Annotated in this window: 31 protein-coding genes; 18 read left to right on the top strand and 13 right to left on the bottom strand. The window is 60.4% G+C overall.

Annotated features, from left to right (window positions below):
- Window positions 1–32: 32 nt before the first annotated feature.
- Both ACP7BX_RS05260 and tldD read left to right on the top strand, forming a co-directional pair.
- The gene (locus tag ACP7BX_RS05260) at window positions 33–881 is read left to right on the top strand and encodes a carbon-nitrogen hydrolase family protein (RefSeq protein ID WP_426128166.1); all 849 of its coding nucleotides are present in this window, start codon (window positions 33–35) and stop codon (window positions 879–881) included.
- Window positions 882–897: 16 nt separating this feature from the next.
- On the top strand, window positions 898–2,340 hold the full coding sequence (tldD, locus tag ACP7BX_RS05255) for a metalloprotease TldD (RefSeq protein ID WP_010213129.1): 1,443 nt from the start codon (window positions 898–900) through the stop codon (window positions 2,338–2,340).
- A 47-nt stretch (window positions 2,341–2,387) separates the two neighbouring features.
- Here tldD and yjgA read toward each other — a convergent pair whose 3' ends face one another.
- A complete protein-coding gene (gene yjgA, locus ACP7BX_RS05250) occupies window positions 2,388–2,909 on the bottom strand; it encodes a ribosome biogenesis factor YjgA (protein ID WP_033899348.1) in 522 nt (173 codons plus the stop codon).
- 108 nt (window positions 2,910–3,017) lie between these two features.
- Between yjgA and pmbA the strand changes: the two genes are divergently transcribed.
- From pmbA to ACP7BX_RS05220, 6 genes are all read left to right on the top strand, one after another.
- Window positions 3,018–4,364, top strand: coding sequence for a metalloprotease PmbA (gene pmbA / locus ACP7BX_RS05245; RefSeq protein ID WP_426128168.1), 1,347 nt, complete (start codon window positions 3,018–3,020; stop codon window positions 4,362–4,364).
- A 150-nt stretch (window positions 4,365–4,514) separates the two neighbouring features.
- On the top strand, window positions 4,515–4,910 hold the full coding sequence (locus ACP7BX_RS05240; RefSeq protein ID WP_033899355.1) for a hypothetical protein: 396 nt from the start codon (window positions 4,515–4,517) through the stop codon (window positions 4,908–4,910).
- Window positions 4,903–6,279, top strand: a complete 1,377-nt coding sequence (locus tag ACP7BX_RS05235) for a class II fumarate hydratase (RefSeq protein WP_269132867.1) — start codon at window positions 4,903–4,905, stop codon at window positions 6,277–6,279. Before ACP7BX_RS05240 ends, ACP7BX_RS05235 begins: the two co-directional genes overlap by 8 nt.
- Window positions 6,280–6,306: 27 nt before the next feature.
- Window positions 6,307–6,735, top strand: a complete 429-nt coding sequence (locus ACP7BX_RS05230) for a hypothetical protein (protein WP_426128171.1) — start codon at window positions 6,307–6,309, stop codon at window positions 6,733–6,735.
- Between the two features lies 1 nt (window position 6,736).
- Entirely contained in the window at window positions 6,737–7,348 is a 612-nt protein-coding gene (locus ACP7BX_RS05225) for a superoxide dismutase (RefSeq protein WP_078046889.1), read from the top strand.
- Window positions 7,349–7,381: 33 nt separating this feature from the next.
- The gene (locus tag ACP7BX_RS05220; RefSeq protein WP_426128173.1) at window positions 7,382–8,275 is read left to right on the top strand and encodes a ZIP family metal transporter; all 894 of its coding nucleotides are present in this window, start codon (window positions 7,382–7,384) and stop codon (window positions 8,273–8,275) included.
- A 37-nt stretch (window positions 8,276–8,312) separates the two neighbouring features.
- Here ACP7BX_RS05220 and ACP7BX_RS05215 read toward each other — a convergent pair whose 3' ends face one another.
- From ACP7BX_RS05215 to ACP7BX_RS05170, 10 genes are all read right to left on the bottom strand, one after another.
- Window positions 8,313–8,585: an HPr family phosphocarrier protein gene (locus ACP7BX_RS05215; RefSeq protein ID WP_016974292.1), complete on the bottom strand. Its 273-nt coding sequence runs from the start codon at window positions 8,583–8,585 to the stop codon at window positions 8,313–8,315.
- A gap of 16 nt (window positions 8,586–8,601) precedes the next feature.
- Window positions 8,602–9,459 (bottom strand): RNase adapter RapZ, encoded by an 858-nt coding sequence (rapZ, locus tag ACP7BX_RS05210; RefSeq protein ID WP_028618857.1) that lies wholly within the window; start codon window positions 9,457–9,459, stop codon window positions 8,602–8,604.
- Window positions 9,460–9,461: 2 nt separating this feature from the next.
- Window positions 9,462–9,926 (bottom strand): PTS IIA-like nitrogen regulatory protein PtsN, encoded by a 465-nt coding sequence (gene ptsN / locus ACP7BX_RS05205; RefSeq protein WP_061435337.1) that lies wholly within the window; start codon window positions 9,924–9,926, stop codon window positions 9,462–9,464.
- Between the two features lie 10 nt (window positions 9,927–9,936).
- Window positions 9,937–10,242 (bottom strand): ribosome hibernation-promoting factor, HPF/YfiA family, encoded by a 306-nt coding sequence (gene hpf / locus ACP7BX_RS05200; RefSeq protein WP_003171804.1) that lies wholly within the window; start codon window positions 10,240–10,242, stop codon window positions 9,937–9,939.
- Between the two features lie 75 nt (window positions 10,243–10,317).
- Complete coding sequence (locus ACP7BX_RS05195) at window positions 10,318–11,811, bottom strand: RNA polymerase factor sigma-54 (RefSeq protein ID WP_016974289.1); 1,494 nt, start codon at window positions 11,809–11,811, stop codon at window positions 10,318–10,320.
- Between the two features lie 185 nt (window positions 11,812–11,996).
- Window positions 11,997–12,722, bottom strand: a complete 726-nt coding sequence (gene lptB / locus ACP7BX_RS05190) for an LPS export ABC transporter ATP-binding protein (RefSeq protein WP_003171806.1) — start codon at window positions 12,720–12,722, stop codon at window positions 11,997–11,999.
- On the bottom strand, window positions 12,722–13,255 hold the full coding sequence (gene lptA, locus ACP7BX_RS05185) for a lipopolysaccharide transport periplasmic protein LptA (protein WP_016976205.1): 534 nt from the start codon (window positions 13,253–13,255) through the stop codon (window positions 12,722–12,724). The genes lptB and lptA overlap by 1 nt, the downstream gene beginning before the upstream one ends.
- Complete coding sequence (lptC, locus tag ACP7BX_RS05180) at window positions 13,242–13,814, bottom strand: LPS export ABC transporter periplasmic protein LptC (RefSeq protein WP_033899375.1); 573 nt, start codon at window positions 13,812–13,814, stop codon at window positions 13,242–13,244. Before lptC ends, lptA begins: the two co-directional genes overlap by 14 nt.
- A gap of 8 nt (window positions 13,815–13,822) precedes the next feature.
- Complete coding sequence (locus tag ACP7BX_RS05175) at window positions 13,823–14,347, bottom strand: KdsC family phosphatase (RefSeq protein WP_010213109.1); 525 nt, start codon at window positions 14,345–14,347, stop codon at window positions 13,823–13,825.
- Complete coding sequence (locus ACP7BX_RS05170; RefSeq protein WP_033899378.1) at window positions 14,348–15,322, bottom strand: KpsF/GutQ family sugar-phosphate isomerase; 975 nt, start codon at window positions 15,320–15,322, stop codon at window positions 14,348–14,350.
- Between the two features lie 297 nt (window positions 15,323–15,619).
- Here ACP7BX_RS05170 and ACP7BX_RS05165 point away from each other — a divergent pair, with 297 nt between their 5' ends.
- From ACP7BX_RS05165 to hisC, 10 genes are all read left to right on the top strand, one after another.
- Complete coding sequence (locus tag ACP7BX_RS05165) at window positions 15,620–16,429, top strand: ATP-binding cassette domain-containing protein (RefSeq protein ID WP_003171811.1); 810 nt, start codon at window positions 15,620–15,622, stop codon at window positions 16,427–16,429.
- Window positions 16,429–17,226, top strand: a complete 798-nt coding sequence (gene mlaE, locus ACP7BX_RS05160; protein WP_016976202.1) for a lipid asymmetry maintenance ABC transporter permease subunit MlaE — start codon at window positions 16,429–16,431, stop codon at window positions 17,224–17,226. Before ACP7BX_RS05165 ends, mlaE begins: the two co-directional genes overlap by 1 nt.
- Complete coding sequence (mlaD, locus tag ACP7BX_RS05155; RefSeq protein ID WP_003171814.1) at window positions 17,226–17,693, top strand: outer membrane lipid asymmetry maintenance protein MlaD; 468 nt, start codon at window positions 17,226–17,228, stop codon at window positions 17,691–17,693. Before mlaE ends, mlaD begins: the two co-directional genes overlap by 1 nt.
- Window positions 17,694–17,704: 11 nt before the next feature.
- Entirely contained in the window at window positions 17,705–18,352 is a 648-nt protein-coding gene (locus ACP7BX_RS05150) for an MlaC/ttg2D family ABC transporter substrate-binding protein (protein ID WP_016976201.1), read from the top strand.
- Window positions 18,349–18,654 carry an STAS domain-containing protein gene (locus ACP7BX_RS05145; protein WP_426128177.1) on the top strand — a complete coding sequence of 102 codons (306 nt, stop codon included), beginning with the start codon at window positions 18,349–18,351 and terminating at the stop codon, window positions 18,652–18,654. The genes ACP7BX_RS05150 and ACP7BX_RS05145 overlap by 4 nt, the downstream gene beginning before the upstream one ends.
- 114 nt (window positions 18,655–18,768) lie before the next feature.
- Window positions 18,769–19,008 carry a BolA family protein gene (locus ACP7BX_RS05140; RefSeq protein ID WP_003188597.1) on the top strand — a complete coding sequence of 80 codons (240 nt, stop codon included), beginning with the start codon at window positions 18,769–18,771 and terminating at the stop codon, window positions 19,006–19,008.
- Window positions 19,009–19,031: 23 nt separating this feature from the next.
- Entirely contained in the window at window positions 19,032–20,297 is a 1,266-nt protein-coding gene (gene murA, locus ACP7BX_RS05135; RefSeq protein ID WP_010213103.1) for a UDP-N-acetylglucosamine 1-carboxyvinyltransferase, read from the top strand.
- A gap of 219 nt (window positions 20,298–20,516) precedes the next feature.
- Window positions 20,517–21,152: an ATP phosphoribosyltransferase gene (hisG, locus tag ACP7BX_RS05130; RefSeq protein ID WP_003188599.1), complete on the top strand. Its 636-nt coding sequence runs from the start codon at window positions 20,517–20,519 to the stop codon at window positions 21,150–21,152.
- A 128-nt stretch (window positions 21,153–21,280) separates the two neighbouring features.
- Entirely contained in the window at window positions 21,281–22,603 is a 1,323-nt protein-coding gene (gene hisD, locus ACP7BX_RS05125) for a histidinol dehydrogenase (RefSeq protein ID WP_016976594.1), read from the top strand.
- A 3-nt stretch (window positions 22,604–22,606) separates the two neighbouring features.
- Entirely contained in the window at window positions 22,607–23,659 is a 1,053-nt protein-coding gene (gene hisC, locus ACP7BX_RS05120; protein ID WP_426128180.1) for a histidinol-phosphate transaminase, read from the top strand.
- Window positions 23,660–23,728: 69 nt separating this feature from the next.
- On the opposite strand, the gene ACP7BX_RS05115 is transcribed toward hisC, so the two are convergent.
- Both ACP7BX_RS05115 and upp read right to left on the bottom strand, forming a co-directional pair.
- A complete protein-coding gene (locus tag ACP7BX_RS05115) occupies window positions 23,729–25,003 on the bottom strand; it encodes a uracil-xanthine permease family protein (RefSeq protein WP_426128182.1) in 1,275 nt (424 codons plus the stop codon).
- Window positions 25,004–25,005: 2 nt separating this feature from the next.
- Window positions 25,006–25,644 carry a uracil phosphoribosyltransferase gene (gene upp, locus ACP7BX_RS05110; RefSeq protein ID WP_010213094.1) on the bottom strand — a complete coding sequence of 213 codons (639 nt, stop codon included), beginning with the start codon at window positions 25,642–25,644 and terminating at the stop codon, window positions 25,006–25,008.
- Window positions 25,645–25,754 lie beyond the last annotated feature (110 nt).

The raw sequence follows: 25,754 nt of genomic DNA, 5'->3' as shown, positions 1-25,754 counted from the left end.
ATGGCCGCATGCCCTTGACGGAGAGACGGCCCATGTCCTTTGCGGTAATTCAAATGGTCAGCCAGAGCGATGTGCTGGCCAACCTGGCCCAGGCCCGGCGTCTGCTGGAACAAGCGGCGGCGGGTGGTGCGAAGCTGGCGGTATTGCCGGAAAACTTCGCCGCCATGGGCCGCCGCGACGTGGCCGACATCGGTCGCGCCGAAGCACTGGGCGAGGGCCCGATCCTACCGTGGTTGAAACAGACCGCCCGCGACCTCACCTTATGGATAGTGGCAGGCACTTTGCCGCTGCCACCAAAGGACCAGCCAAACGCCAAGTCCAATGCCTGCTCGTTGCTGGTCGATGATCAGGGTGAAATCGTTGCCCGTTACGACAAGCTGCACCTGTTCGATGTAGATGTCGCCGATGCCCGCGGTCGTTATCGCGAATCCGACGACTATGCTTTCGGAGGCAATGTAGTGGTGGCGGACACGCCCGTCGGCCGCTTGGGCCTGACGGTGTGTTACGACCTGCGCTTCCCCGAGCTGTACAGCGAGTTGCGTGCGGCTGGGGCTGAATTGATTACCGCGCCGTCGGCGTTTACGGCGGTGACCGGCGCGGCGCATTGGGATGTGCTGATTCGCGCACGTGCCATCGAGACCCAGTGCTACCTGCTGGCGGCCGCTCAAGGCGGTGTGCATCCGGGACCACGGGAAACCTATGGTCATGCGGCGATTGTCGACCCTTGGGGGCGTGTGCTGGCACAACAGGATCAAGGCGAAGCGGTGTTGCTGGCCGCACGCGATAGCACTGAACAAGCGTCGATAAGGGCGCGCATGCCGGTGGTCAACCATCGGCGCTTTTTCTCGCAGGGCGCACAGCGACCTGCTTCGGAACGATGAATTTAAGGCCATTCCTATGAGCGAGTTGTTGTCCTCAGTCAGTGATCACCTCCTGGCACCCGGTGGCGTGACCATCGAAAGCTTGCAAACCGTACTCGGCGACCTGGCCGGGCCGGGCATCGACGCGGCTGACCTGTATTTCCAGGGGCAGATTTCCGAGTCCTGGGCCCTGGAAGACGGCATTGTCAAGGAAGGCAGTTTCAACCTCGATCAGGGGGTGGGCGTGCGCGCGCAATCCGGCGAGAAAACCGGTTTTGCCTACAGCAACGCGATCACCCTGGAAGCCTTGGGCCTCGCCGCGCGTGCCGCGCGCTCGATCTCCCGGGCCGGGCAAAATGGCACGGTGCAGGCGTTCAGTACTCAGGACGTGGCGCAGTTGTACGCGCCGGATAACCCCCTGGAAGTGATCAGCCGTGCGGAAAAGGTCGAGCTGCTCAAGCGTATCGACGCCGCCACCCGCGCCCTCGACCCGCGTATCCAGCAGGTCACCGTGAGCATGGCCGGTGTCTGGGAGCGCATTTTGGTGGCGTCCACCGACGGCGGCCTGGCGGCGGATGTACGCCCGTTGGTGCGTTTCAATGTCAGTGTGATCGTCGAACAGAACGGTCGCCGCGAGCGCGGTGGCCATGGCGGCGGCGGGCGTACCGACTACCGTTACTTCCTCACTGACGACCGTGCCATGGGTTACGCCCGTGAAGCGTTGCGCCAGGCGCTGGTCAATCTGGAAGCCATTCCAGCGCCGGCCGGCACTTTGCCGGTGGTGTTGGGTTCGGGCTGGTCCGGCGTGCTGCTGCACGAAGCGGTCGGCCATGGCCTCGAAGGTGACTTCAACCGCAAGGGCAGTTCGGCCTACAGCGGGCGCATGGGTGAAATGGTTGCGTCCAAGCTTTGCACCATCGTCGATGACGGCACCCTGGCCGGTCGCCGGGGCTCGCTGAGCGTCGATGACGAAGGCACCCCGACCGAGTGCACCACCCTGATCGAAAACGGTGTGCTCAAGGGCTACATGCAGGACAAGCTCAACGCCCGCCTGATGGGCGTGGCGCGCACTGGTAACGGACGCCGTGAATCCTATGCGCACCTGCCGATGCCGCGCATGACCAACACCTACATGCTCGGTGGCGAAAGCGACCCGGCCGAGATCATCGCTTCGGTGAAACGCGGTATCTACTGCGCCAACCTCGGTGGTGGCCAGGTAGATATCACCAGCGGCAAGTTCGTGTTCTCCACCAGCGAGGCGTACCTGATCGAGGACGGCAAGATCACCGCGCCGGTCAAAGGTGCAACGTTGATCGGTAACGGTCCGGAAGCCATGAGCAAGGTGTCGATGGTCGGTAACGACCTGTCGCTGGACAGTGGCGTAGGCACCTGCGGGAAGGACGGGCAGTCGGTGCCGGTGGGTGTCGGCCAGCCAACGCTGAAGATTGATGCGATCACCGTGGGTGGCACGGGGTCGTAAGAAAGGTGGAGCTTCGGGTGGCGAAAACCGCCACCCGAGGAAGAGGATCAGCGCAGGCCGCGTTGAGTCTCGTCCAGCTCACGGATGTACTTGAAGATTTTACGGCTGGTGGCCGGCGCCTTGTTATGCGCCAGTTCGTGCTGGGCCTGACGGATCAGGGAGCGCAGTTGCTGGCGGTCCGCGTCCGGGTAGTCCACCACGAATTTCTCCAGCACCGCGTCATCGCCCGAGATCAGGCGGTCACGCCAACGTTCCAGGTTATGGAAGCGTTCGTTGTACTGGCGAGTCGAGGCATCGGTTTGATCGAGCAAGGTCAGAATGGCGTCGATGTCCTGATCGCGCATGAGTTTGCCGATAAACGAGATGTGCCGTTTACGCGCGATATTCGCGGTGTGCTTGGGTGCATCGGCCAGGGCACGACGCATTTCGTCGGTCAGTGGCAGTTTTGCAATCAAGTCTTTTTTGAGCGTTGTAAGGCGCTCGCCGAGGTCAACCAGAGCATGCAGCTCACGTTTGACCTGGGTTTTGCTTTTCTCCCCATCGAGGGAGTCGTCGTAAGAATCAACCATGGTGGCAGTCCGCAAAGAAACGCCGCCATGATAACCAGTCGGGGGCCGCTTGTCCGGCCCGGTCGCTCGATGGCCTTAACCGAAAGCAGAATTTGAGTGGAGAAAACCATGAGTGCAGCCCAAAGCGTCGGTCCGCAAGCGTTACCGGCACTGCAGGAACAAGTCGAGCAGATCCTTGCCGAGGCCAAGCGCCAGGGGGCCAGTGCCTGTGAAGTGGCGGTGTCGCTGGAGCAAGGGCTGTCGACGTCGGTGCGCCAGCGGGAAGTGGAAACCGTTGAGTTCAACCGCGACCAGGGTTTTGGTATCACCTTGTATGTCGGGCAGCGCAAAGGTTCGGCCAGTACCTCGGCCAGCGGTCCGGAAGCGATTCGCGAGACAGTGGCGGCTGCGTTGGCAATCGCCAAGCACACCTCCGAGGACGAAAGCTCGGGCCTGGCCGACAAGGCGCTGATGGCCAAAGACCTGAAGGACTTCGATCTGTTTCACGCCTGGGGCATCACCCCCGAACAGGCCATTGAAAAGGCGCTGATCTGCGAAGCCGCCGCGTTCGACGCCGATGCCCGCATCAAGAATGCGGATGGCACCACGTTGAGTACACATCAGGGTTGCCGTGTGTATGGCAACAGCCATGGCTTTATCGGTGGCTATGCGTCCACCCGCCATAGCTTGAGCTGCGTGATGATCGCCGAGGCTGATGGCCAGATGCAGCGCGATTACTGGTATGACGTGAACCGCCAGGGCGAGTTGCTGGCGGACCCGATCAGTATTGGCCAGCGCGCCGCGCAGCGTGCGGCGAGCCGTCTGGGTGCACGCCCTGTACCGACCTGTGAAGTGCCGGTGCTGTTTTCGGCAGAACTGGCCGGTGGGCTGTTTGGCAGTTTCCTGGGGGCGATTTCCGGTGGCAACTTGTACCGCAAGTCTTCGTTCCTGGAGGGGGCGATTGGCCAAAAGCTGTTCCCGGAATGGCTGACCATCGATGAGCGCCCGCACTTGATGCGCGCCATGGGCAGTACGTCGTTCGACGGTGATGGTTTGGCGACCTATGCCAAGCCGTTCGTCGAGAAGGGCGAGTTGGTGTCTTACGTGTTGGGCACCTACGCCGGTCGCAAGCTGGGCCTGCCAAGCACCGCAAACTCCGGTGGTGTACACAACTTGTTCGTCACCCACGGCGATGAAGACCAGGCAGCGCTGCTGCGGCGCATGGGGCGCGGCTTGCTGGTGACTGAGCTGATGGGCCATGGCCTGAACATGGTCACCGGTGATTACTCCCGCGGCGCGGCGGGTTTCTGGGTGGAAAATGGTGAGATCCAGTTTGCCGTCCAGGAAGTGACCATCGCCGGCAATATGCGCGACATGTTCAAGCAGATCGTCGCCGTGGGTAATGATCTGGAACTGCGCAGCAACATTCGCACAGGTTCGGTGTTGATCGAGCGGATGACTGTCGCCGGCAGCTGATCCCTCTAACGCGTAAGCCAAAAAGGCGCGCCATCCATCAGGTGGCGCGCCTTTTTTTGTGGGCGTTTTGCAAGCGGATCAATCTGCCGCTATTGTTTTGATTCTCAATATCATTTAATAATAAATATCATTACCGAATGAGTGTGGATCATGAGTTCTGTCCTGCATGAGGATCCTTATCTGGAAAGCTGGCGCTGGATGAGTCGCCAGATTCGCTGCGGCCTCGACCCCAACGAGCCGCGCCTGATCGAACATTACCTCAATGAGGGTCGATACCTGGCGTGCTGCACCGCGACCCATCCGTGGACGATCGCAGAAACCTCATTCCGCTTGCTGCTCGACACCGCCAGCGACATCGCGCTGCCCTGGCATTGGCGCTCCCTGTGCCTGGACCAGGCCTGGCGCCCGCTGCGCGACCTGGAAAAACTCTCCCACTGCGCCTGCCGCCTCAAGCGCTGGCAGTCCTTTGCGTGGCGATTGGCGACCTGCGAATTGCTGCCCTCCCTTTCTGTTTCTGACCTGGTGCAAGGATCTAACGATGAGTAACACCCGTATCGAACGCGACAGCATGGGCGAACTGCAAGTACCTGCCGAGGCCTTGTACGGTGCGCAAACCCAGCGCGCGGTGAACAATTTCCCGATCAGTCATCAACGCATGCCGGCGCAATTCATTCGCGCTCTGATCCTGGCCAAGGCGGCTGCCGCCAAGGTCAACGTCGACCTCAAGCAAATCAGCGAAGGGCAGGGCAAGGCCATCATCGACGCCGCCCAAGGTTTGCTGGAAGGCGACTTCATGCCGCATTTTCCGGTGGATATCTTCCAGACCGGCTCCGGCACCAGCTCCAACATGAACGCCAACGAAGTGATTGCCACCCTGGCCACGCGCTTGCTCGGCGAGTCGGTCAACCCCAACGACCACGTGAACTGCGGCCAGAGCAGCAACGACATCATCCCGACCACGATCCACGTCAGTGCCGCGCTGGTCCTGCATGAGCAAACTCTCCCGGCCCTGCTGCACCTGGTACAGGTCATCGAGCGGAAAGCCGAAGAGGTTCACCCGTTCATCAAGACCGGCCGCACGCACCTGATGGACGCCATGCCCGTGCGCATGAGCCAGGTGCTTAACGGTTGGGCTCAGCAGCTCAAGGCCAATATCGGTCATCTGCAGGACCTTCTGCCGAGCCTGCAAGCACTGGCCCAAGGCGGTACGGCGGTCGGCACCGGAATCAACGCACACCCTGAATTCGCTGCACGGTTCAGCCAGCAGTTGAGCAGCCTGACCGGCGTGAAATTCACTCCCGGCAAGAACCTGTTTGCCCTGATCGGCTCCCAGGACACAGCCGTCGCAGTCTCTGGCCAGTTGAAAGCCACCGCCGTGTCGCTGATGAAAATCGCCAACGACCTGCGCTGGATGAACTCCGGCCCACTCGCCGGCCTGGGTGAAATCGAGTTGGAAGGCCTGCAGCCGGGCTCTTCGATCATGCCTGGCAAGGTCAATCCGGTGATTCCGGAAGCCACGGCAATGGTTGCCGCTCAGGTCATCGGCAATGACACAGTGATCACCGTCGCCGGTCAGTCGGGCAACTTCGAGCTGAACGTGATGCTGCCGATCATCGCGCAGAACCTGCTCAGCAGCCTGGAATTACTGGCCAATTCCAGTCGTTTGCTCGCCGACAAGGCCATCGCCAGCTTCAAGGTCAACGAAGCCAAGCTCAAGGAAGCGCTGTCGCGCAACCCGATCCTGGTGACCGCACTCAACCCGATCATCGGTTACCAAAAGGCCGCTGAAATCGCCAAGAAGGCCTATCAGCAAGGCCGTCCGGTGATTGATGTTGCCCTTGAACACACCGACTTGCCACGCAGCCAACTGGAGATCCTGCTGGACCCGGAAAAGCTCACGGCTGGCGGCGTGTAATCACCGACCCTGCTTTGGAGGCTCACCATGGAGCACTGGAAACGCACGATCGAACGGGCCAATCGCTGCTTTATGGCGGGCGAGTTGGTTGATGCTCGCGAGGCCTATTTGCAAGCCCTGGCCCTGGCCCAAGTGTTGTTCGAACGCTGGGCGGATGCCGACGAAGCAGTGGCGGCTTGCGTCATTTCCCATCACAACCTGGCGGACCTGCACCTGCGCCTGAACCAGCCGGAGGAAAGCGCGGAATACCTGTGCGCTATCCATCAGCGCCTGCTGCAGACCATGCAGGACCCGCGTCTGAACCCGCAATTGCGCGAAGCGGCGCTGCGCCAGAGCAGCAAGACCTACGTCGAGCTATTGAATTTCATCAGCGATCACGGCGAGTACCCGCGTACCCATCGCCTGTTGGGTGGCGCTGCGGCGCAACCCGCCACTCCTCATTACGGAGCACATTGATATGACTTATACCTTGCCTGCATTGCCTTACGCCTATGACGCCCTGGAACCGCATATCGATGCGCAAACCATGGAAATCCACTACACCAAGCACCACCAAACCTACATCAACAACCTCAACGCTGCCGTCGAGGGCACCGAGTTCGCCGGTTGGCCGGTCGAGAAGCTGGTCTCCAGCGTGCAGCAACTGCCAGAAAAACTGCGCGCAGCGGTGATCAATCAGGGCGGTGGCCATGCCAACCACTCGCTGTTCTGGGCGGTGATGTCGCCTAAAGGCGGCGGCAAGCCCGAAGGCGCACTGGGCAAAGCCATCGACGAACAACTGGGCGGCTTCGACAGCTTCAAGGAGGCTTTCACCAAGGCTGCGTTGACCCGTTTCGGCAGCGGCTGGGCCTGGCTGAGCGTCACCCCGCAAAAGACCCTGGTGGTGGAAAGCAGCGGTAACCAGGACAGCCCGTTGATGAACGGCAACACGCCGATACTCGGTCTGGACGTGTGGGAGCACGCCTACTACCTGCTGTACCAGAACCGCCGCCCGGAATACATCAATGCCTTCTACAGTGTCATCAACTGGCCAGAAGTCGCCGCACGCTATCAGGCCGCCGTGGCCTGATATTCACTTTCATAACAAGATCTAAGGCCGACTATGGGCACTGAAACACTGGCGATCAGCAGCGGGCGAATGTTTCGTTATGCGTTTGGCTCGCTGTTGCTGTTGGCAGGTACTGCATTGCTGGTGGCCCATGGGCTGGCCTGGCTGAACCTGGAACCGCGCATTCTGCGTGCCCTGCAGGGCGGATCCATCTGCGCACTCGGCACGGCGCTCGGTGCGGTGCCGGTGCTGGTCATTCGACGGATGCCGGTGGCGTTGAGCGATACGCTGCTGGGCTTCGGGGCTGGGGTCATGCTGGCAGCGACCGCATTTTCGCTGATCGTGCCGGGCATTGCCGCGGCTGAAGGCCTGGGGCTTTCGCCCTGGGGCGCCAGTGGTTTGATCAGCTTCGGCATCATGCTGGGGGCATTCGGGCTGTATCTGGTGGACCGCAAGGTCTCCGGTGCCAGCCCGGAAATGCTGGTGGGCACGCCAGAAAAGCCGGTGATTCCGCCGCGTATCTGGCTGTTCGTGTTTGCCATCATCGCCCACAACATTCCGGAAGGTATGGCGGTCGGCGTCTCGGCGGGCGGTGGCATGCCGGATGCCGACAGCCTGGCCATGGGCATTGCCTTGCAGGACGTGCCCGAAGGGTTGGTGATTGCGTTGGTGTTGGCCGGGGCAGGGATGTCGCGGGTCAAGGCGTTCCTGATCGGCGCGGCATCAGGTCTGGTGGAGCCGGTATTTGCTGTGCTCTGCGCCTGGTTGGTGAGCTTGGCCGAGGTGCTCTTGCCGCTGGGATTGGCCCTGGCAGCTGGCGCGATGCTGTTGGTGGTGACTCACGAAGTGATCCCCGAGTCGCGACGCAATGGCCACGAAAAACTCGCCAGCCTGGGGCTGTGCATCGGGTTCTGCTTGATGATGGTGATGGATACCGCGATGGGGTGAAGCCGTTGCGGCTTCACGCCTGTCTCAAAGGGTGAGCTTACTCACCCTCATCAAAGAAGTTATTGATCAGCGCGACCAGTGCGGCCATCGCTTCGTCTTCCTGCTCGCCTTCTGTCTTCAAATGAATCTTGGTGCCTTTGCCGGCTGCCAACATCATCATGGCCATGATGCTTTTGCCATCGACCATGGACTCCGGCGTGCGACCGGCGCGGATCTGGCAGGGAAACTGCCCGGCCACGCCCACGAATTTGGCCGAGGCGCGGGCGTGCAGGCCCAGTTTGTTGATGATTTCAATTTCCAGAGCGGGCATCGCGAAGGTGTTCCTTTCAGCTAAGGTCGCGGTGGCGGACCTGGACGTTCTTGAGGGTTTGTTGCAACACCTGGCCCAGGCGTTCGGTCAGGTAGACGGAACGGTGGTGCCCGCCGGTGCAGCCGATGGCAATGGTGACATAGGCGCGATTGCTTGCGGCAAAACGCGGTAGCCATTTGAGCAGGTAGCTGGAGATGTCCTGGAACATCTCCTCCACATCCGGTTGCGCGGCCAGGTAATCGGCCACGGGCTGATCCAGCCCGGACTGTTCACGCAGTTCCGGCTTCCAGTAAGGGTTGGGCAGGCAACGTACGTCGAACACAAGGTCGGCGTCCACAGGCATACCGCGCTTGAACCCAAACGACTCCACCAGAAACGCGGTACCCGGCTCCGGCTGGTTCAGCAGGCGCAGCTTGATGGCATCCCGCAACTGGTACAGGTTGAGGCTGGTGGTGTTGATCTTGAGGTCGGCGAGGTCAATGATCGGGCCCAGCAGCTTGGTTTCGTCTTCGATGGCTTCGGCCAGGGAACGATGAGGGCTGCTGAGGGGGTGGCGCCGGCGGGTTTCGGAGAACCGCTTGAGCAGAGTCTCTTCATCGGCGTCCAGGTACAGCACGTCGCAATGAATGTGCTTGGCCCGCACTTCCTCGAGCAATTGCGGGAACCGCTCAAGGTGGCTGGGCAGGTTGCGGGCATCAATCGAAACGGCGACCAGGGGTTGCGCCAGTTCGGTGTGAATCAACGCGCGTTCCGCCAGTTCCGGCAGCAGGCCGGCGGGCAGGTTGTCGATGCAATAGAAACCGTTGTCCTCAAGCACATTGAGGGCGGTACTTTTACCCGAGCCGGAGCGGCCGCTGACGATGATCAAACGCATGATTACTGCCCGTTCTGTTCATCCAGGACAACCTGATACAGCGCCTCGTTGCTGCTGGCGCTGCGCAGTTTGTCACGTACTTCCTTGCGGTCGAGCATGCTGGCGATCTGCCGGAGCAGTTCCAGGTGCGCATCGGTGGCAGCTTGCGGGACCAGCAGAACGAACAGCAGGTCAACCGGGGCGCCGTCGATCGCATCGAAATCGATGGGGGCTTCCAGGTGCAGCAGGGCGCTGACGGGGGTTTCGCAGCCCTTGAGACGGCAGTGAGGAATGGCGATGCCGTTGCCAAAACCGGTGGAACCGAGTTTTTCACGGGCAATCAGCGCGTCGAAGACATCTTGCATCTCCAGATCCGGCACTTCGCGCGCGATCAGGTTGGCAATTTGTTCGAGGGCTTTCTTCTTGCTGCCGCCCGGCACGTTCACGAGGGAACGGCCGGGGGTCAGGATGGTTTCAAGTCGGATCATGGGGGGAGGGTTAACGACCTGTACCTTGCATCAGGTGCAGATTCTTTTCCTTATGCTTTATGAGTTGGCGGTCGAGCTTGTCGTAGAGCGAGTCGATCGCCGCGTACATGTCTTCATGCTCCGCATTGGCGACCAGCTTTGCATTCGGTACGTGCAGGGTGGCCTCGATTTTCTGCTTGAGCTTATCGACCTCCATGATGACCTGCACGTTGGTGATCTTGTCAAAATGCCCCGCCAGCTTGTTCAGCTTGCTTTCGGTGTATTCACGCAGGGGTTTGGTGACTTCCAGCTGGTGTCCACTGATGTTGACTTGCATACAGCTTCTCCTTCGTTGCCAGTGCATAAAGCGGTGGGCAGGAATACCCACCACTGGAACGCTGTGGCCCGCCCGTCACATCAAACGCTTACGCTCGCTGGAAGGCGCGATCCCGAGGGACTCGCGGTACTTGGCGACGGTTCGACGGGCGACCTGAATGCCTTGTGCCTCCAGTAAACCAGCGATCTTACTGTCACTCAATGGCTTTTTCTGATTTTCCGCGGCAACCAGTTTTTTGATGATCGCGCGGATCGCCGTGGACGAGCATTCACCGCCTTCGGAGGTGCTGACGTGGCTTGAGAAAAAGTATTTCAGTTCATAAATACCCCGTGGGGTATGCATGAATTTCTGCGTGGTGACCCGGGAAATCGTCGATTCATGCATGCCCACCGCTTCGGCGATGTCATGCAGCACCAGCGGTTTCATGGCTTCGTCGCCGTATTCCAGGAAGCCGCGCTGGTGCTCGACGATCTGGGTGGCCACTTTCATCAGGGTTTCGTTGCGGCTTTGCAGGCTCTTGATGAACCAGCGCGCTTCCTGCAACTGGTTGCGCATGAAGGTGTTGTCGGCGCTGGTGTCGGCGCGACGCACAAAACCGGCGTATTGCGGGTTGACCCGCAGGCGTGGCACCGACTCCTGGTTCAGCTCCACCAGCCAGCGCTCGTTGTCCTTGCGCACGATCACGTCAGGCACCACGTATTCGGCTTCGCTGGACTCGATTTGCGAGCCTGGGCGCGGGTTGAGGCTCTGTACCAGCTCGATGACCTGGCGCAGGTCGTCTTCCTTGAGCTTCATGCGGCGCATCAACTGGCTGTAGTCGCGGCTGCCCAGCAGGTCGATGTAATCGGTGACCAGGCGCTGGGCCTCGGCGAGCCAAGGTGTCTTGGCTGGCAGTTGGCGCAATTGCAGCAGCAGGCATTCGCTGAGAGTGCGCGCGCCGATTCCAGCAGGCTCGAACTGCTGGATGCGGTGCAGGACGGCTTCAATCTCGTCCAGCTCGATATCCAGTTCCGGGTCGAAGGCTTCAAGAATCTCTTCAAGCGTCTCGTCTAGATAACCCTGGTTGTTGATGCAGTCGATCAGGGTTACGGCGATCAGACGGTCGGTGTCCGACATCGGCGCCAGGTTCAGTTGCCACAGCAAATGGCTCTGCAGGCTTTCGCCGGCGGAGGTGCGGGTGGTGAAGTCCCACTCGTCATCGTCGTTGCTGGGCAGGCTGCTGGCGCTGGTCTGGTAGACGTCTTCCCAGGCCGTGTCGACAGGAAGCTCATTGGGGATGCGTTCGTTCCATTCGCCTTCCTCAAGGTTATCCACCGTAGGGGCGGTTTCCTGATAGGAGGGTTCCTGCACGTCGGAATTGGGTTTTTGCTCGATGTTATCGGCCAGCGGGTCTGCGTTATCGAAGTCGTCGCCTTCTTCCTGGCGTTCGAGCATCGGATTGGACTCCAGGGCCTCCTGGATTTCCTGTTGCAGGTCCAGGGTCGACAATTGGAGCAGGCGGATGGCCTGTTGCAGCTGCGGTGTCATCGTCAGCTGCTGGCCCATTCTCAGGACTAGCGATGGTTTCATGGCAGGGGCTTAACACCTTATTCGCCGGCGCAATGCGCCATCCACGACAGGGCGCGTGAGCGCCAAACATAAGCAAATTATATGCCTGATGTCGGGGGCTTTGCCTAGAGCGCGGTAACAATAAAAATCCGGAGGTTTTCATTGACTCCCGCGCACCTCGGCAAACGGCCGTGACACCACGGTGTTTACAGGCGGAACTCGTGACCCAGGTACACTTCCTTGACCAGTTCGTTGGCCAGGATGGTGGCTGAGTCACCTTCGGCGATCAGTTGACCATCGTTGACGATATACGCGGTTTCGCAGATATCGAGGGTCTCGCGGACGTTGTGGTCGGTGATCAACACGCCAATGCCCTTGGCCTTGAGGTGATGGATGATCTGCTTGATGTCGCCGACCGAGATCGGGTCAACGCCGGCAAACGGTTCGTCCAGCAGGATGAACTTGGGTGCCGTAGCCAGGGCGCGGGCGATTTCCACACGGCGACGCTCACCACCAGACAAGCTCATACCGAGGTTGTCGCGGATGTGGTTGATGTGGAATTCCTGCAGCAGGCTTTCCAGCTCCTTGCGACGGCCATCACGGTCGAGCTCCTTGCGGGTCTCGAGGATCGCCATGATGTTATCGGCGACCGACAGTTTGCGGAAGATCGACGCCTCCTGCGGGAGATAGCCGATACCGGCGCGCGCACGGCCGTGCATCGGCTGGTGGCTCACGTCGAGGTCGTCGATCAACACGCGACCCTGATCCGCCTGGACCAGGCCGACGATCATGTAGAAGCAAGTGGTCTTGCCGGCGCCGTTGGGGCCGAGCAAGCCGACGATCTGGCCGCTGTCGATCGACAGGCTGACGTCGCGCACGACCTGACGGCTTTTATAGGCCTTGGCCAGATGCTGGGCTTTCAGGGTTGCCATTACTCGGCCTTCTTCTTCGGCTGGATAACCATGTCGATGCGTGGACGAGGCGCGGTGACCTTGTTGCCATTGGCACGACCGGCGTTAGCGATCTGTTTCACGGTGTCATAGGTGATTTTCTCACCTTCCGTGGAGTTGCCATCGGGGCTGAGCACCTTGGCCTGGTCGATCAGCACGATGCGGTTTTGCTGGGCGTGGTACTGGATGGTCTTGCCATAGCCTTTCATCGGGCCCGTGTCGGTGGGCGACTGCTTCTGTTCGAAGTAAGCCAGGTTGCCTACCGAGGTCACGACATCGATATCGCCGGTCTTGGTGCGCGTAAGCGTCACGGTATTACCGGTGATTTTCATCGAACCCTGGGTGATGATCACGCCGCCGGTGTAGGTGGCAACGCCTTGCTTGTCATCCAGCTGCGCATCGTCGGCCGAAATGTGGATCGGCTGCTGGCTATCGTTCGGCAGAGCCCAGGCGCTCACGCTTCCCAGTGCTGCGCCCAGACTGAGCAAAATAGGGAGAGTTTTAACGAGCCTCATACTGTCCTCTTACGTTCGATAGCAGGTGTATCCTGCTTTCTTTCAAATACGCTTTCATTCCCTTGCCAGTCGATACACCGCCAGCGCCGTCGATTCTAACGTCTTGCTCGGTCTGCGCATATTGCTTCTGCGGGAATACGGTCATGCGACTGCTGGTAATCACGGTCTCACGATTTTTATCGTCGGTGCGCGCAACGCGCACCGAGTCGATCAGTTCCACCTCGGTACCGTCCGGGTTGACCTCGCCACGCTTGCTGGTGACGTGCCACGGAAACTCGGTGCCGCGGTAAATATTCATGTCCGGGTTGGTCAGCAGGGTGATTTCGCTGGCCTTGACGTGCTCGACCTTGTCCGAGGTCATCTCGTACTGCACCTTGCCGTCGGGCAGGAACTGCACGCTCTTGGCATTGGTGGCGTAATAGTCGATAGCCCCCTCGTCAACCTGCGCAGCAGGCTGGTCGAGAAAGCGCTCCGGGCTGATATTCCAGTAGCCCACCGCCAGGAACAGCGCGGCGATGACCCCGAATAGCAGGAAGTTGCGAATCTTTTTGCTCAGCATAAAACGCTCTATAAGTAGGCGGCGTGGGCCGCTTCAAGGCTGCCCTGGGCACGCAGGATCAGCTCGCAGAACTCGCGGGCGGCACCTTCGCCGCCACGGGCGGTGGTGATGCCATGGGCGTGCTCGCGAACAAACGCCGCCGCATTGGCGACGGCCATGCCCAAGCCCACTCGACGGATCACCGGCAGGTCTGGCAGGTCATCGCCCAAGTAGGCGACCTGCTCATAGCTTAGGTTGAGTTGGCCAAGAAGCTCGTCCAGAACCACCAGTTTATCCTCGCGGCCCTGATACAGGTGAGGAATCCCCAGGTTTTGTGCGCGGCGTTCCACAACCGGGGTTTTCCGGCCGCTGATAATCGCCGTTTGCACGCCCGACGCCATCAGCATCTTGATGCCTTGGCCGTCGAGGGTGTTGAACGTCTTGAATTCGCTGCCGTCTTCGAGGAAGTACAGGCGGCCATCGGTCAGCACGCCATCAACGTCGAAAATCGCCAGTTTGATGTTCTTGCCGCGTTGCAACAGGTCGCTGGTCATTTACATCACTCCCGCACGCAGCAGGTCGTGCATGTTCAGGGCGCCGATCGGGTGGTCATTGCCATCGACCACCACCAGTGCGCCGATCTTGTGGTCTTCCATGATTTTCAAGGCTTCGGCTGCCAGCATCTCGGGACGGGCGGTCTTGCCGTGGGGGGTCATCACCGCGTCGATGGTGGCGGTGTGGATATCAATGGTGCGATCCAGGGTGCGGCGCAGGTCGCCGTCGGTGAAGACCCCGGCCAGGCGGCCGTCGGCTTCCAGGATCACGGTCATGCCCAAGCCCTTGCGGGTCATTTCCATCAGCGCGTCCTTCAGCAAGGTGCCGCGCTGGACGTGGGGCAATTCATCACCGGAATGCATGACGTTTTCCACTTTCAACAGCAGGCGACGGCCCAAGGCGCCACCCGGATGGGAAAACGCGAAGTCTTCCGCGGTAAACCCGCGGGCTTCCAGCAGCGCCACGGCCAGGGCGTCGCCCATCACCAGTGCGGCGGTGGTGGAGGAGGTCGGTGCCAGGTTCAGCGGGCAGGCTTCGTGGGCCACGTGAACATTCAGGTTCACTTCGGCGGCCTTGGCCAGCGTCGAATCCGGATTGCCGGTGAGGCTGATCATCTGGATGCCCAGGCGCTTGATCAGCGGCAGCAGGGTCACGATTTCGTTGGTGGTGCCGGAGTTGGACAGCGCCAGGATGATGTCATCCTTGGTGATCATGCCCATGTCGCCGTGGCTGGCTTCGGCCGGGTGCACGAAAAAAGCGGTGGTCCCGGTGCTGGCCAGGGTGGCGGCGATCTTGTTGCCGACGTGGCCCGACTTGCCCATGCCGACCACGACAACGCGGCCTTTGCTGGCCAGAATCATCTCGCAGGCGCGTACGAAATCTGCGTCGATATGCGCCAGCAAGCCTTCCACGGCTTCAAGCTCGAGGCGGATGGTGCGTTGTGCGGATTGAATAAGGTCGCTGGATTGGCTCATGTCTGAAATCGTATAGCCTGACGAAAAGTCGGCGATTATAGCGGTAATGATCAATTCCCTCACGCTAGTTCGTCAGGGTTTGTTCGCAATGCGCCTGAGATTCATCCTAAGCAACAATTTTTCCCTGTCCCCAATCTGAACAAGCGCTGTTCCGGCCTTGGGCGCCTTGTACCAGCAGTGATATAGTTCGCCGCCAGTTCGGTCCGCCCAGCCCACGTGCCAACTATTGCACAACGGTTGCAAACGTTTGTCGCAAGCGTGGTGTCTGAGTGAGAGGCTGCATCCCAAGGAGTTTAGATGAGTGCCGATAACGCCTACGCGGTCGAGCTGAAGGGACTGACCTTCAAGCGCGGGACGCGCAGCATCTTCAATAACGTCGATATCCGCATTCCGCGCGGCAAGGTCACGGGCATCATGGGGCCTTCCGGTTGCGGCAAGACCACCCTGTTGCGCCTGATGGGCATGCAATTGCGGCCCAGTGCCGGCGAAGTGTGGGTCAATGGCCAGAACCTGCCGACGCTGTCGCGCAGCGATCTGTTCGATGCGCGCAAGCACATGGGCGTGCTGTTCCAGAGCGGTGCGCTGTTTACCGACCTCGATGTGTTCGAGAACGTGGCTTTTCCGCTGCGGGTGCATACCCAGCTGTCCGATGAAATGATTCGTGACATTGTGTTGCTGAAACTGCAGGCCGTAGGCCTTCGCGGTGCCATCGACCTGATGCCTGACGAGCTTTCCGGCGGCATGAAGCGCCGTGTGGCGCTGGCGCGCGCCATTGCCCTCGACCCGCAGATCCTCATGTATGACGAGCCCTTCGTCGGCCAGGACCCCATCGCCATGGGCGTGCTGGTGCGCTTGATCCGCCTGCTCAATGATGCGCTGGGTATCACCAGCATCGTGGTCTCCCATGACCTTGCAGAAACCGCGAGCATAGCCGATTACCTCTATGTCGTCGGCGATGGCCAGGTGCTGGGGCAGGGCACGCCTGAAGAGCTGATGAACGCCGACAACCCGCGCATTCGCCAATTCATGACCGGCGATCCCGATGGCCCGGTGCCTTTTCACTTTCCGGCAGCGGATTACCGCTCAGATCTTCTGGGGAAGCGCTGATGCGCAAGACATCTTTTATCGAGAAGGTTCGCCTTTTCGGTCGCTCGGGTATCGACATTGTCGAAGTGCTCGGCCGTTCGACGATTTTCCTGTTCCACGCCCTGCTCGGTCGCGGCGGCATTGGTGGCGGCTTTGGCCTGCTTATCAAGCAGCTGCATTCGGTCGGCGTGATGTCCCTGGTGATCATTGTGGTCTCCGGGGTGTTCATCGGCATGGTGCTGGCGTTGCAGGGCTTCAATATTCTTTCCAGCTACGGTTCGGAGCAAGCGGTCGGGCAGATGGTCGCCCTGACGCTGTTGCGTGAACTGGGGCCGGTGGTGACCGCCTTGCTGTTCGCCGGGCGTGCGGGTTCGGCGCTGACTGCCGAAATCGGCAACATGAAGTCCACCGAACAGCTGTCCAGCCTTGAAATGATCGGCGTGGACCCGCTCAAGTACATTGTTGCCCCGCGCCTGTGGGCCGGCTTCATTTCCCTGCCACTGCTGGCGATGATCTTCAGCGTGGTGGGTATCTGGGGCGGTTCGTGGGTGGCGGTGGACTGGCTGGGCGTCTACGACGGCTCCTACTGGGCCAACATGCAAAACAGCGTGACCTTCAGCGGTGACGTGCTCAACGGCATCATAAAGAGCATCGTCTTCGCCTTCGTCGTCACCTGGATCGCCGTATTCCAAGGCTACGACTGTGAGCCCACTTCAGAAGGGATCAGTCGCGCCACCACCAAGACCGTTGTGTACGCCTCGCTGGCGGTACTGGGCCTTGACTTCATTTTGACCGCCTTGATGTTTGGAGATTTCTGATGCAAAACCGCACTGTGGAAATCGGTGTCGGCCTTTTCTTGCTGGCTGGCATCCTGGCTTTATTGTTGTTGGCCCTGCGCGTCAGTGGCCTGTCGGCGAGCCCCACCGCCGATACTTATAAACTTTACGCGTACTTCGACAATATCGCCGGTTTGACTGTCAGAGCTAAAGTGACCATGGCCGGTGTGACCATCGGCAAGGTCACGGCAATCGATCTGGACCGCGACAGCTTCACCGGGCGAGTGACCATGCAACTGGACAAGAAGGTAGATAATCTGCCGACTGACTCCACTGCATCTATCCTCACTGCGGGTCTGCTGGGCGAAAAATACATCGGTGTCAGCGTGGGTGGGGAAACAGCCCTGCTCAAGGATGGCTCGACAATCCACGACACACAGTCGTCGCTGGTGCTTGAAGACCTGATCGGTAAATTCCTGCTTAATACGGTCAATAAAGACGCCAAATGAGGAATCTGTTCATGATCTCTACCTTGCGACGTGGCCTGCTGGTGTTGTTGGCAGCGCTGCCGCTGATGGCTAACGCTGCAGGTTCTGCCCACGACCTGGTGCAGGACACGACCAGCAAAATGCTGGCTGACCTGACTGCCAATAAAGAGCAGTACAAACAAGATCCGAGTAAGTTCTACGACGCGCTCAACACCATTGTCGGCCCGGTCGTCGATGCCGAGGGCATTTCCCGCAGCATCATGACCGTCAAGTATTCGCGCAAGGCGACCCCGGCGCAGATGCAGACCTTCCAGGAAAACTTCAAGCGTGGCCTGTTCCAGTTCTATGGCAACGCTTTGCTTGAGTACAACAACCAGGGCATTACCGTCGCTCCCGCCGGTGATGAGTCCGGTGATCGCACCAGCGTCAACATGAGCGTCAAGGGCAACAACGGCGCCGTCTACCCGGTGCAGTACACCCTGGAGAAGGTCAACGGCGAGTGGAAGCTGCGTAACGTGATCATCAACGGTATCAACATCGGCAAGCTGTTCCGTGATCAGTTCGCCGACGCCATGCAGCGCAATGGCAACGACCTGGACAAGACCATCAATGGTTGGGCCGGTGAAGTCGCCAAGGCCAAGGAAACGTCCGATAAAGAAGCCGGGAAGCCTGCGCAATGACTGAAGCGGCTGTTCGTCTAGGCAATGCCGGCGAGCTGTTCATCAGCGGCGTGCTGGATTACCGCACCGGTCCTGACCTGCGCAAGCAGGGTCAGGCACTGATCAAGGCCAGCTCCGCACCCGCGCTGGTGCTGGATTGTTCGGCGGTGACCAAGTCCAGCAGCGTCGGTTTGTCGTTGTTGCTGTGCTTCTTGCGCGATGCTGAGGCGGCCAAAAAGCCGGTCAGCATTCGTGCAATGCCCGAAGACATGCGTGAAATCGCCGAAGTTTCCGGCTTGACCGAGCTGCTGGCGCATCCTTAATACACATTATTAGAGAGGCCCCCCGTCAGAGTCCTGCTATGCGGGGTTCGCAGGCGCGGGGCTTTTTTGTATGATGTGCGACCCGCGCGCACTGGGCGCCGATAGAGGTTGAGCATGCAGGCCCTAGAAGTTAAGAGCTTTCTTGAAGGAAAGCTGCCGGAAACGACCGTTGAAGTTGAAGGCGAAGGCTGCAACTTCCAGCTGAACGTGATTAGCGATGAACTGGCGGCACTGAGCCCGGTCAAGCGTCAACAGCAGATCTATGCCCATTTGAACCCGTGGATCACCGATGGCAGCATCCATGCGGTCACTATGAAATTTTTCAGCCGCGCGGCCTGGGCCGAGCGCACCTGAGCCCCCAAGGCGTCGAGATTCTTATGGATAAATTGATTATTACCGGCGGTGCCCGCCTTGATGGCGAGATTCGCATCTCCGGTGCAAAAAACTCCGCCTTGCCGATCCTGGCAGCGACCCTGCTGTGCGATGGCCCGGTCACTGTGGCCAACCTGCCGCACCTGCACGACATCACCACCATGATCGAGCTGTTCGGTCGCATGGGCATTGAGCCGGTGATCGACGAGAAGTTGGCCGTCGAAATTGACCCGCGCACCATCAAGACCCTGATCGCCCCGTACGAACTGGTGAAAACCATGCGTGCGTCGATCCTGGTGCTGGGCCCTATGGTTGCCCGTTTCGGTGAAGCCGAAGTCGCTTTGCCTGGCGGTTGCGCCATCGGCTCGCGTCCGGTGGACCTGCACATCCGTGGCCTTGAAGCCATGGGCGCGGTCATCGACGTCGAAGGCGGCTACATCAAGGCCAAGGCGCCGGAAGGCGGCCTGCGTGGCGCGAATTTCTTCTTTGATACCGTCAGCGTGACCGGTACCGAGAACATCATGATGGCCGCTGCCCTGGCCAAAGGCCGCAGTGTGCTGCAGAACGCCGCGCGCGAGCCGGAAGTGGTCGACCTGGCCAACTTCCTGAATGCCATGGGTGCCAAGGTTTCCGGAGCCGGCACCGACACCATCACCATCGATGGTGTAGAGCGCCTGCACACCGCAACCTACAAAGTGATGCCGGACCGCATCGAGACCGGCACCTACCTGGTTGCCGCCGCCGTGACCGGTGGCCGCGTCAAGGTCAAGGACACCGATCCGACCATCCTGGAAGCGGTCCTGGAAAAACTGCGCGAAGCCGGTGCCGAAATCACTACTGGCGAAGACTGGATCGAGCTGAACATGCACGGCAAGCGTCCTAAAGCCGTCAACGTGCGAACGGCTCCGTACCCGGCGTTCCCGACCGACATGCAGGCGCAGTTCATCTCCTTGAACGCCATTGCCGAAGGCACCGGTGCCGTGATCGAGACCATCTTCGAAAACCGCTTCATGCACGTGTACGAGCTGCACCGCATGGGCGCGAAGATCCAGGTTGAAGGCAACACCGCCATCGTCACCGGTACCGAGAAACTCAAGGGCGCGCCAGTGATGGCCACCGACCTGCGGGCTTCGGCCAGCCTGGTGATCTCGGCGCTGATCGCCGAAGGCGACACATTGATCGACCGCATCTACCACATAGACCGTGGCTACGAGTGCATCGAAGAAAAACTGCAGATGCTCGGCGCAAAAATCCGCCGCGTACCGGGCTAGTTGCTGTTGTAGTGAGCGGGCTTGCCCCGCGCTGGAGCGCAAGCGCTCCCAAGATTTTTAGGGCCGCTTCGCAGCCGAGCGCGGGGCAAGCCCGCTCACTACAAATTAAAGAAGCAGTATGCTGAATTTGTTCCAAATCGAGGCTGTAATGGCCTCGATCTGTGTCCGGCGCCGTTTGCGACCGGGCAGCAATAGCCTGATGAAGGACTGACGTTTCCCATGTTGACCATCGCACTGTCCAAGGGCCGCATCCTTGACGACACTTTGCCGCTTCTGGCTGAAGCGGGCATCGTGCCGACCGAGAATCCGGACAAGAGCCGCAAGCTGATCATCCCCACGACCCAGGACGACGTTCGCCTGTTGATCGTGCGGGCTACCGACGTGCCGACCTACGTTGAACATGGCGCGGCCGACCTCGGTGTCGCCGGTAAGGACGTGCTGATGGAATACGGCGGCCAGGGCCTGTACGAGCCGTTGGACCTGCGTATTGCCCTGTGCAAGCTGATGACCGCCGGCCGTGTCGGCGACGTCGAGCCTAAAGGCCGCCTGCGCGTGGCGACCAAGTTCGTCAACGTTGCCAAGCGTTACTACGCCGAACAAGGTCGTCAGGTCGATATCATCAAACTCTACGGTTCGATGGAGCTGGCGCCGCTGATCGGCCTGGCCGACAAGATCATCGACGTGGTCGACACCGGCAACACCCTGCGTGCCAACGGCCTCGAGCCGCAAGACTTCATTGCCGACATCAGCTCCCGCCTGATCGTCAACAAAGCCTCGATGAAGATGCAGCACGCCCGTATCCAGGCGTTGATCGACACCCTGCGCAAGGCAGTGGAGTCGCGACACCGCGGTTGACTTACCCGCGTAGCCGGAAGGCTGCGCCCGTCTATCCGCCTCATAGCCAGAATTCTCAGGTGCCCAAGCGGAAACGACTGCTAGTTTAGGGCGCCTGAGTTTTTGCCAATTCTATTGAGGCCCTCGCTATGACCACGTCCACTGCAATTGCCCGACTCAACGCTGCCGACCCGGATTTCGCCCATCATCTGGATCATCTGCTGAGCTGGGAAAGCGTGTCCGACGAGTCGGTCAACGGGCGAGTGCTTGACATCATCAAGGCCGTGCGCGAGCGCGGTGATGCGGCGCTGGTGGACTTCACCCGCCAGTTCGATGGCCTGGACGTTGCGTCGATGTCCGACCTGATCCTGCCCCGTGAACGCCTGGAACTGGCCCTGACACGCATTACTGCACCTCAGCGCGAAGCCCTGGAAATCGCGGCGGCACGGGTGCGCAGCTACCACGAAAAGCAGAAACAAGACTCCTGGAGCTACACCGAGGCCGACGGCACCGTGCTGGGCCAGAAGGTCACGCCGCTGGACCGTGCCGGCTTGTACGTGCCAGGCGGTAAAGCTTCCTACCCGTCGTCGGTATTGATGAACGCCATCCCGGCCAAAGTGGCAGGCGTGACCGAAGTGGTCATGGTCGTGCCGACCCCGCGCGGTGAAATCAACGAATTGGTGCTGGCCGCCGCCTGCATCGCCGGTGTCGACCGCGTGTTCACCATCGGTGGCGCCCAAGCCGTCGCGGCCTTGGCTTACGGCACAGAGAGCGTGCCGAAAGTGGACAAGGTGGTCGGCCCTGGCAATATCTACGTCGCCACCGCCAAGCGTCACGTGTTTGGCCAGGTTGGTATCGACATGATCGCCGGCCCGTCGGAAATCCTTGTGGTGTGCGACGGCCAGACCGATCCGGACTGGATCGCTATGGACCTGTTCTCCCAGGCCGAGCACGACGAAGACGCCCAGGCGATCCTGGTCAGCCCGGACGCCGCGTTCCTCGACCAAGTCGCCGCCAGCATCAACAAGTTGCTGCCGACCATGGACCGCGCCGAGATCATCGAGAAGTCGATCAATGGCCGTGGTGCGTTGATCCTGGTGCGCGACATGGAGCAGGCCATCGAAGTGGCCAACCGCATCGCGCCGGAGCACTTGGAGCTGTCCGTCGCCGATCCGCAAGCCTGGCTGCCGTCGATCCGCCACGCCGGTGCGATCTTCATGGGCCGCCACACCAGCGAAGCCCTGGGCGACTACTGCGCGGGCCCGAACCACGTGCTGCCGACGTCCGGCACCGCGCGTTTCTCGTCGCCGCTGGGGGTGTATGACTTCCAGAAGCGTTCGTCGATCATCTTCTGCTCGCCGCAGGGCGCCTCCGAGCTGGGCAAGACCGCCTCGGTGCTGGCCCGTGGTGAATCCCTGAGCGCCCACGCCCGTAGCGCCGAATACCGCATCCTTGAAGAAAAGGGGAACTGAGACATGAGCAAATTCTGGAGCCCCTTCGTCAAGGACCTCGTGCCTTACGTGCCCGGCGAGCAACCCAAGCTGACCAAACTGGTCAAGCTCAACACCAATGAAAACCCCTACGGCCCATCGCCCAAGGCGTTGGCGGCGATGCAGGCGGAGTTGAACGACAACCTGCGCCTGTACCCGGACCCCAACAGCGATCTACTCAAGCAAGCGGTCGCCAAGTATTACGGGATCGATGCTGGCAAGGTGTTCCTCGGCAACGGTTCGGACGAGGTCCTGGCGCACATCTTCCACGGCCTGTTCCAGCACGACCTGCCGCTGCTGTTTCCGGACATCAGCTACAGCTTCTACCCGGTGTATTGCGGCCTGTATGGCATTCAATCCGACCCGGTGCCGCTGGACGAGCAGTTCCAGATTCGTGTGGCGGACTACGCCAAGCCCAACGGTGGGATCATTTTCCCCAACCCGAACGCGCCGACCGGCACCGTGCTGGCGCTGGATGCGGTGGAGCAGATCCTCAAGGCCAGCCCGGATTCGGTGGTGGTGGTTGATGAAGCCTATATCGACTTCGGCGGCAAAACCGCGATCAGCCTGGTGGACCGTTACCCGAACCTGCTGGTGACCCAGACCCTGTCCAAATCACGCTCACTGGCCGGTTTGCGCGTGGGCCTGGCCGTGGGCCATCCGGACCTGATCGAGGCGCTGGAGCGCGTCAAGAACAGCTTCAACTCCTATCCGCTGGATCGCCTGGCGATTGTCGGTGCGGCGGCGGCGTTCGAGGACCGTGAGTATTTCGACAAGACGTGTCAGTTGGTGATCGACAGCCGCAACAAGGTGGTCGGGCAGTTGGAGGCGAAGGGCTTTGAAGTGTTGCCGTCGGCAGCGAACTTTATTTTTGCTCGTCACCCCAAGCACGACGCTGCCGGCCTGGCGGCCAAGTTGCGTGAGCAAGGTGTGATCGTGCGGCACTTCAAGCAGGCGCGGATTGCGCAGTTCTTGCGGATCAGCATTGGTACGCCGGAGCAGAACCAGGCGTTGATCGATGGCCTTGGTGAGCTCTAAGCCACACTGAAGATCAAAAAAATGTGGGAGCGGGCTTGCTCGCTCCCACATTTGGTTTTGCGGTGTTAGTTACAGCAGCGGTTCGTCAGGCTTCTTGTTCTTCCAACCATCATTGCCCGGCAGCAGCAGGTTCAAACCAATCGCTACCACCGCACACAGGGCGATGCCCTTGAGGCCGAAATCGTCCGGCCCGGTGCCGGTGCCGACCAGCACACCGCCAATCCCGAATACCAATGTCACCGACACGATCACCAGGTTGCGCGCCTCACCCAGGTCGATCTTGTGGCGGATCAGCGTGTTCATGCCCACCGCCGCAATCGAACCGAACAGCAGGCACAGGATCCCGCCCATCACCGGCACGGGGATGCTCTGCAGCAGTGCGCCGAACTTGCCGATGAACGCCAGGCTGATGGCAAACACCGCCGCCCAGGTCATGATCTTCGGGTTGTAGTTCTTGGTCAGCATGACCGCGCCAGTCACTTCCGCGTAGGTCGTGTTAGGCGGGCCACCAAACAGGCCGGCGGCCGTGGTGGCAATACCGTCGCCCAGCAGGGTGCGATGCAGGCCGGGCTTCTTCAGGTAGTCGCGACCGGTCACGCTGCCGACCGCAATCACACCACCGATATGCTCGATTGCCGGGGCCAGGGCCACCGGGACGATGAACAGGATCGCCTGCCAGTTGAATTCCGGCGCGGTGAAGTGGGGCAGGGCGAACCATGGCGCGGCGGCGATCTTCGCCGTGTCGACCACGCCAAAGTAGAACGACATGGCAAAACCCACCAGCACGCCGGAGATGATCGGCACCAGGCGGAAAATACCTTTGCCGAACACCGCCACGATCAACGTGGTCAGCAGTGCTGGCATCGAGATCATCATCGCCGTCTGGTAATGGATCAGCTCGGCACCATCGCCGGCTTTACCCATCGCCATATTGGCGGCGATGGGCGCCATGGCCAGGCCGATGGAAATAATCACCGGCCCGATCACTACTGGCGGCAGCAGCCGGTCGATAAAACCGGTGCCTTTGACCTTCACCGCCAGACCCAGGAAGGTATAAACGAAACCGGCCGCCATCACGCCGCCCATGGTCGCCGCGAGGCCGAATTGGCCCTTGGCGAGAATGATCGGTGTGATAAACGCAAAGCTCGACGCCAGGAATACCGGCACCTGCCGCCCTGTCACCACCTGGAACAGCAACGTGCCCAGGCCCGCGGTGAACAGTGCGACGTTTGGATCAAGACCTGTGATCAGCGGCATCAACACCAGCGCGCCAAATGCTACGAAGAGCATTTGTGCGCCAGACAGGATCTGGCGCCAAAGCGGGTCGTTGAATTCATCCTGCATGCTCACGCGTCCTTCTGCTTGGTGCCGAAGATCTTGTCACCGGCATCGCCCAGGCCTGGGATGATGTAGCCGTGTTCGTTCAGGCGCTCGTCGATGGACGCGGTGTAGATCTGCACGTCCGGGTGGGCCTTCTCGACGGCCGCAATGCCTTCGGGCGCAGCGACGAGGACCATGGCGCGGATGTCCCGGCAACCGGCTTTTTTCAGCAGGTCGATGGTGGCAACCATGGAACTGCCGGTGGCCAGCATCGGGTCGATGATCATCGCCAGGCGCTCGTTGATTTCCGGAACGAGTTTTTCCAGGTAGGTGTGGGCCTCCAGCGTCTCTTCATTGCGGGCTACGCCCACGGCGCTGACCTTGGCGCCCGGGATCAGGCTGAGCACGCCTTCGAGCATGCCGATACCGGCGCGCAGGATCGGGACCACGGTGATTTTCTTACCAGCGATTTTCTCCACCTGGACGGGACCGGCCCAACCGGGGATCTCGTAGGTTTCCAGGGGCAAATCCTTGGTGGCTTCGTAAGTGAGCAACGCTCCGACTTCCTGAGCAAGCTCACGGAAGTTCTTCGTGCTAATGTCGGCGCGGCGCATAAGGCCGAGCTTGTGTCGGATCAGCGGGTGGCGGATCTCGCGAGTGGGCATGGGAAAGGCTCCGGCGGCGGGCAAAAAAACCGGCCTAGATTAATCTATCCGAGGGTGTTGTCCTATAGACATCTAGTACGTTAGTCCATTAAGGCTTGCTCGGAGCGCAC

Source organism: Pseudomonas sp. DWP3-1-3b3 (assembly GCF_049896305.1).
Taxonomy (GTDB): Bacteria; Pseudomonadota; Gammaproteobacteria; order Pseudomonadales; family Pseudomonadaceae; genus Aquipseudomonas; species Aquipseudomonas azotoformans_A.
This window is presented reverse-complemented; position numbering and strand designations above follow the sequence as displayed.

Coding starts and splice junctions, on each gene's coding strand:
- upp (WP_010213094.1), bottom strand. CDS start 25,644: ATGCCCACTCGCGAGATCCGCCACCCGCTGATCCGACACAAGCTCGGC.
- mlaD (WP_003171814.1), top strand. CDS start 17,226: ATGCAAAACCGCACTGTGGAAATCGGTGTCGGCCTTTTCTTGCTGGCT.
- ptsN (WP_061435337.1), bottom strand. CDS start 9,926: ATGATCCGACTTGAAACCATCCTGACCCCCGGCCGTTCCCTCGTGAAC.
- hpf (WP_003171804.1), bottom strand. CDS start 10,242: ATGCAAGTCAACATCAGTGGACACCAGCTGGAAGTCACCAAACCCCTG.
- ACP7BX_RS05145 (WP_426128177.1), top strand. CDS start 18,349: ATGACTGAAGCGGCTGTTCGTCTAGGCAATGCCGGCGAGCTGTTCATC.
- hisD (WP_016976594.1), top strand. CDS start 21,281: ATGACCACGTCCACTGCAATTGCCCGACTCAACGCTGCCGACCCGGAT.
- ACP7BX_RS05115 (WP_426128182.1), bottom strand. CDS start 25,003: ATGCAGGATGAATTCAACGACCCGCTTTGGCGCCAGATCCTGTCTGGC.
- ACP7BX_RS05230 (WP_426128171.1), top strand. CDS start 6,307: ATGGAGCACTGGAAACGCACGATCGAACGGGCCAATCGCTGCTTTATG.
- lptA (WP_016976205.1), bottom strand. CDS start 13,255: ATGAGGCTCGTTAAAACTCTCCCTATTTTGCTCAGTCTGGGCGCAGCA.
- lptC (WP_033899375.1), bottom strand. CDS start 13,814: ATGCTGAGCAAAAAGATTCGCAACTTCCTGCTATTCGGGGTCATCGCC.
- ACP7BX_RS05170 (WP_033899378.1), bottom strand. CDS start 15,322: ATGAGCCAATCCAGCGACCTTATTCAATCCGCACAACGCACCATCCGC.
- hisG (WP_003188599.1), top strand. CDS start 20,517: ATGTTGACCATCGCACTGTCCAAGGGCCGCATCCTTGACGACACTTTG.
- lptB (WP_003171806.1), bottom strand. CDS start 12,722: ATGGCAACCCTGAAAGCCCAGCATCTGGCCAAGGCCTATAAAAGCCGT.
- ACP7BX_RS05175 (WP_010213109.1), bottom strand. CDS start 14,347: ATGACCAGCGACCTGTTGCAACGCGGCAAGAACATCAAACTGGCGATT.
- ACP7BX_RS05140 (WP_003188597.1), top strand. CDS start 18,769: ATGCAGGCCCTAGAAGTTAAGAGCTTTCTTGAAGGAAAGCTGCCGGAA.
- murA (WP_010213103.1), top strand. CDS start 19,032: ATGGATAAATTGATTATTACCGGCGGTGCCCGCCTTGATGGCGAGATT.
- ACP7BX_RS05260 (WP_426128166.1), top strand. CDS start 33: ATGTCCTTTGCGGTAATTCAAATGGTCAGCCAGAGCGATGTGCTGGCC.
- ACP7BX_RS05225 (WP_078046889.1), top strand. CDS start 6,737: ATGACTTATACCTTGCCTGCATTGCCTTACGCCTATGACGCCCTGGAA.
- yjgA (WP_033899348.1), bottom strand. CDS start 2,909: ATGGTTGATTCTTACGACGACTCCCTCGATGGGGAGAAAAGCAAAACC.
- ACP7BX_RS05150 (WP_016976201.1), top strand. CDS start 17,705: ATGATCTCTACCTTGCGACGTGGCCTGCTGGTGTTGTTGGCAGCGCTG.
- rapZ (WP_028618857.1), bottom strand. CDS start 9,459: ATGCGTTTGATCATCGTCAGCGGCCGCTCCGGCTCGGGTAAAAGTACC.
- tldD (WP_010213129.1), top strand. CDS start 898: ATGAGCGAGTTGTTGTCCTCAGTCAGTGATCACCTCCTGGCACCCGGT.
- hisC (WP_426128180.1), top strand. CDS start 22,607: ATGAGCAAATTCTGGAGCCCCTTCGTCAAGGACCTCGTGCCTTACGTG.
- pmbA (WP_426128168.1), top strand. CDS start 3,018: ATGAGTGCAGCCCAAAGCGTCGGTCCGCAAGCGTTACCGGCACTGCAG.
- mlaE (WP_016976202.1), top strand. CDS start 16,429: ATGCGCAAGACATCTTTTATCGAGAAGGTTCGCCTTTTCGGTCGCTCG.
- ACP7BX_RS05165 (WP_003171811.1), top strand. CDS start 15,620: ATGAGTGCCGATAACGCCTACGCGGTCGAGCTGAAGGGACTGACCTTC.
- ACP7BX_RS05195 (WP_016974289.1), bottom strand. CDS start 11,811: ATGAAACCATCGCTAGTCCTGAGAATGGGCCAGCAGCTGACGATGACA.
- ACP7BX_RS05235 (WP_269132867.1), top strand. CDS start 4,903: ATGAGTAACACCCGTATCGAACGCGACAGCATGGGCGAACTGCAAGTA.
- ACP7BX_RS05220 (WP_426128173.1), top strand. CDS start 7,382: ATGGGCACTGAAACACTGGCGATCAGCAGCGGGCGAATGTTTCGTTAT.
- ACP7BX_RS05240 (WP_033899355.1), top strand. CDS start 4,515: ATGAGTTCTGTCCTGCATGAGGATCCTTATCTGGAAAGCTGGCGCTGG.
- ACP7BX_RS05215 (WP_016974292.1), bottom strand. CDS start 8,585: ATGCCCGCTCTGGAAATTGAAATCATCAACAAACTGGGCCTGCACGCC.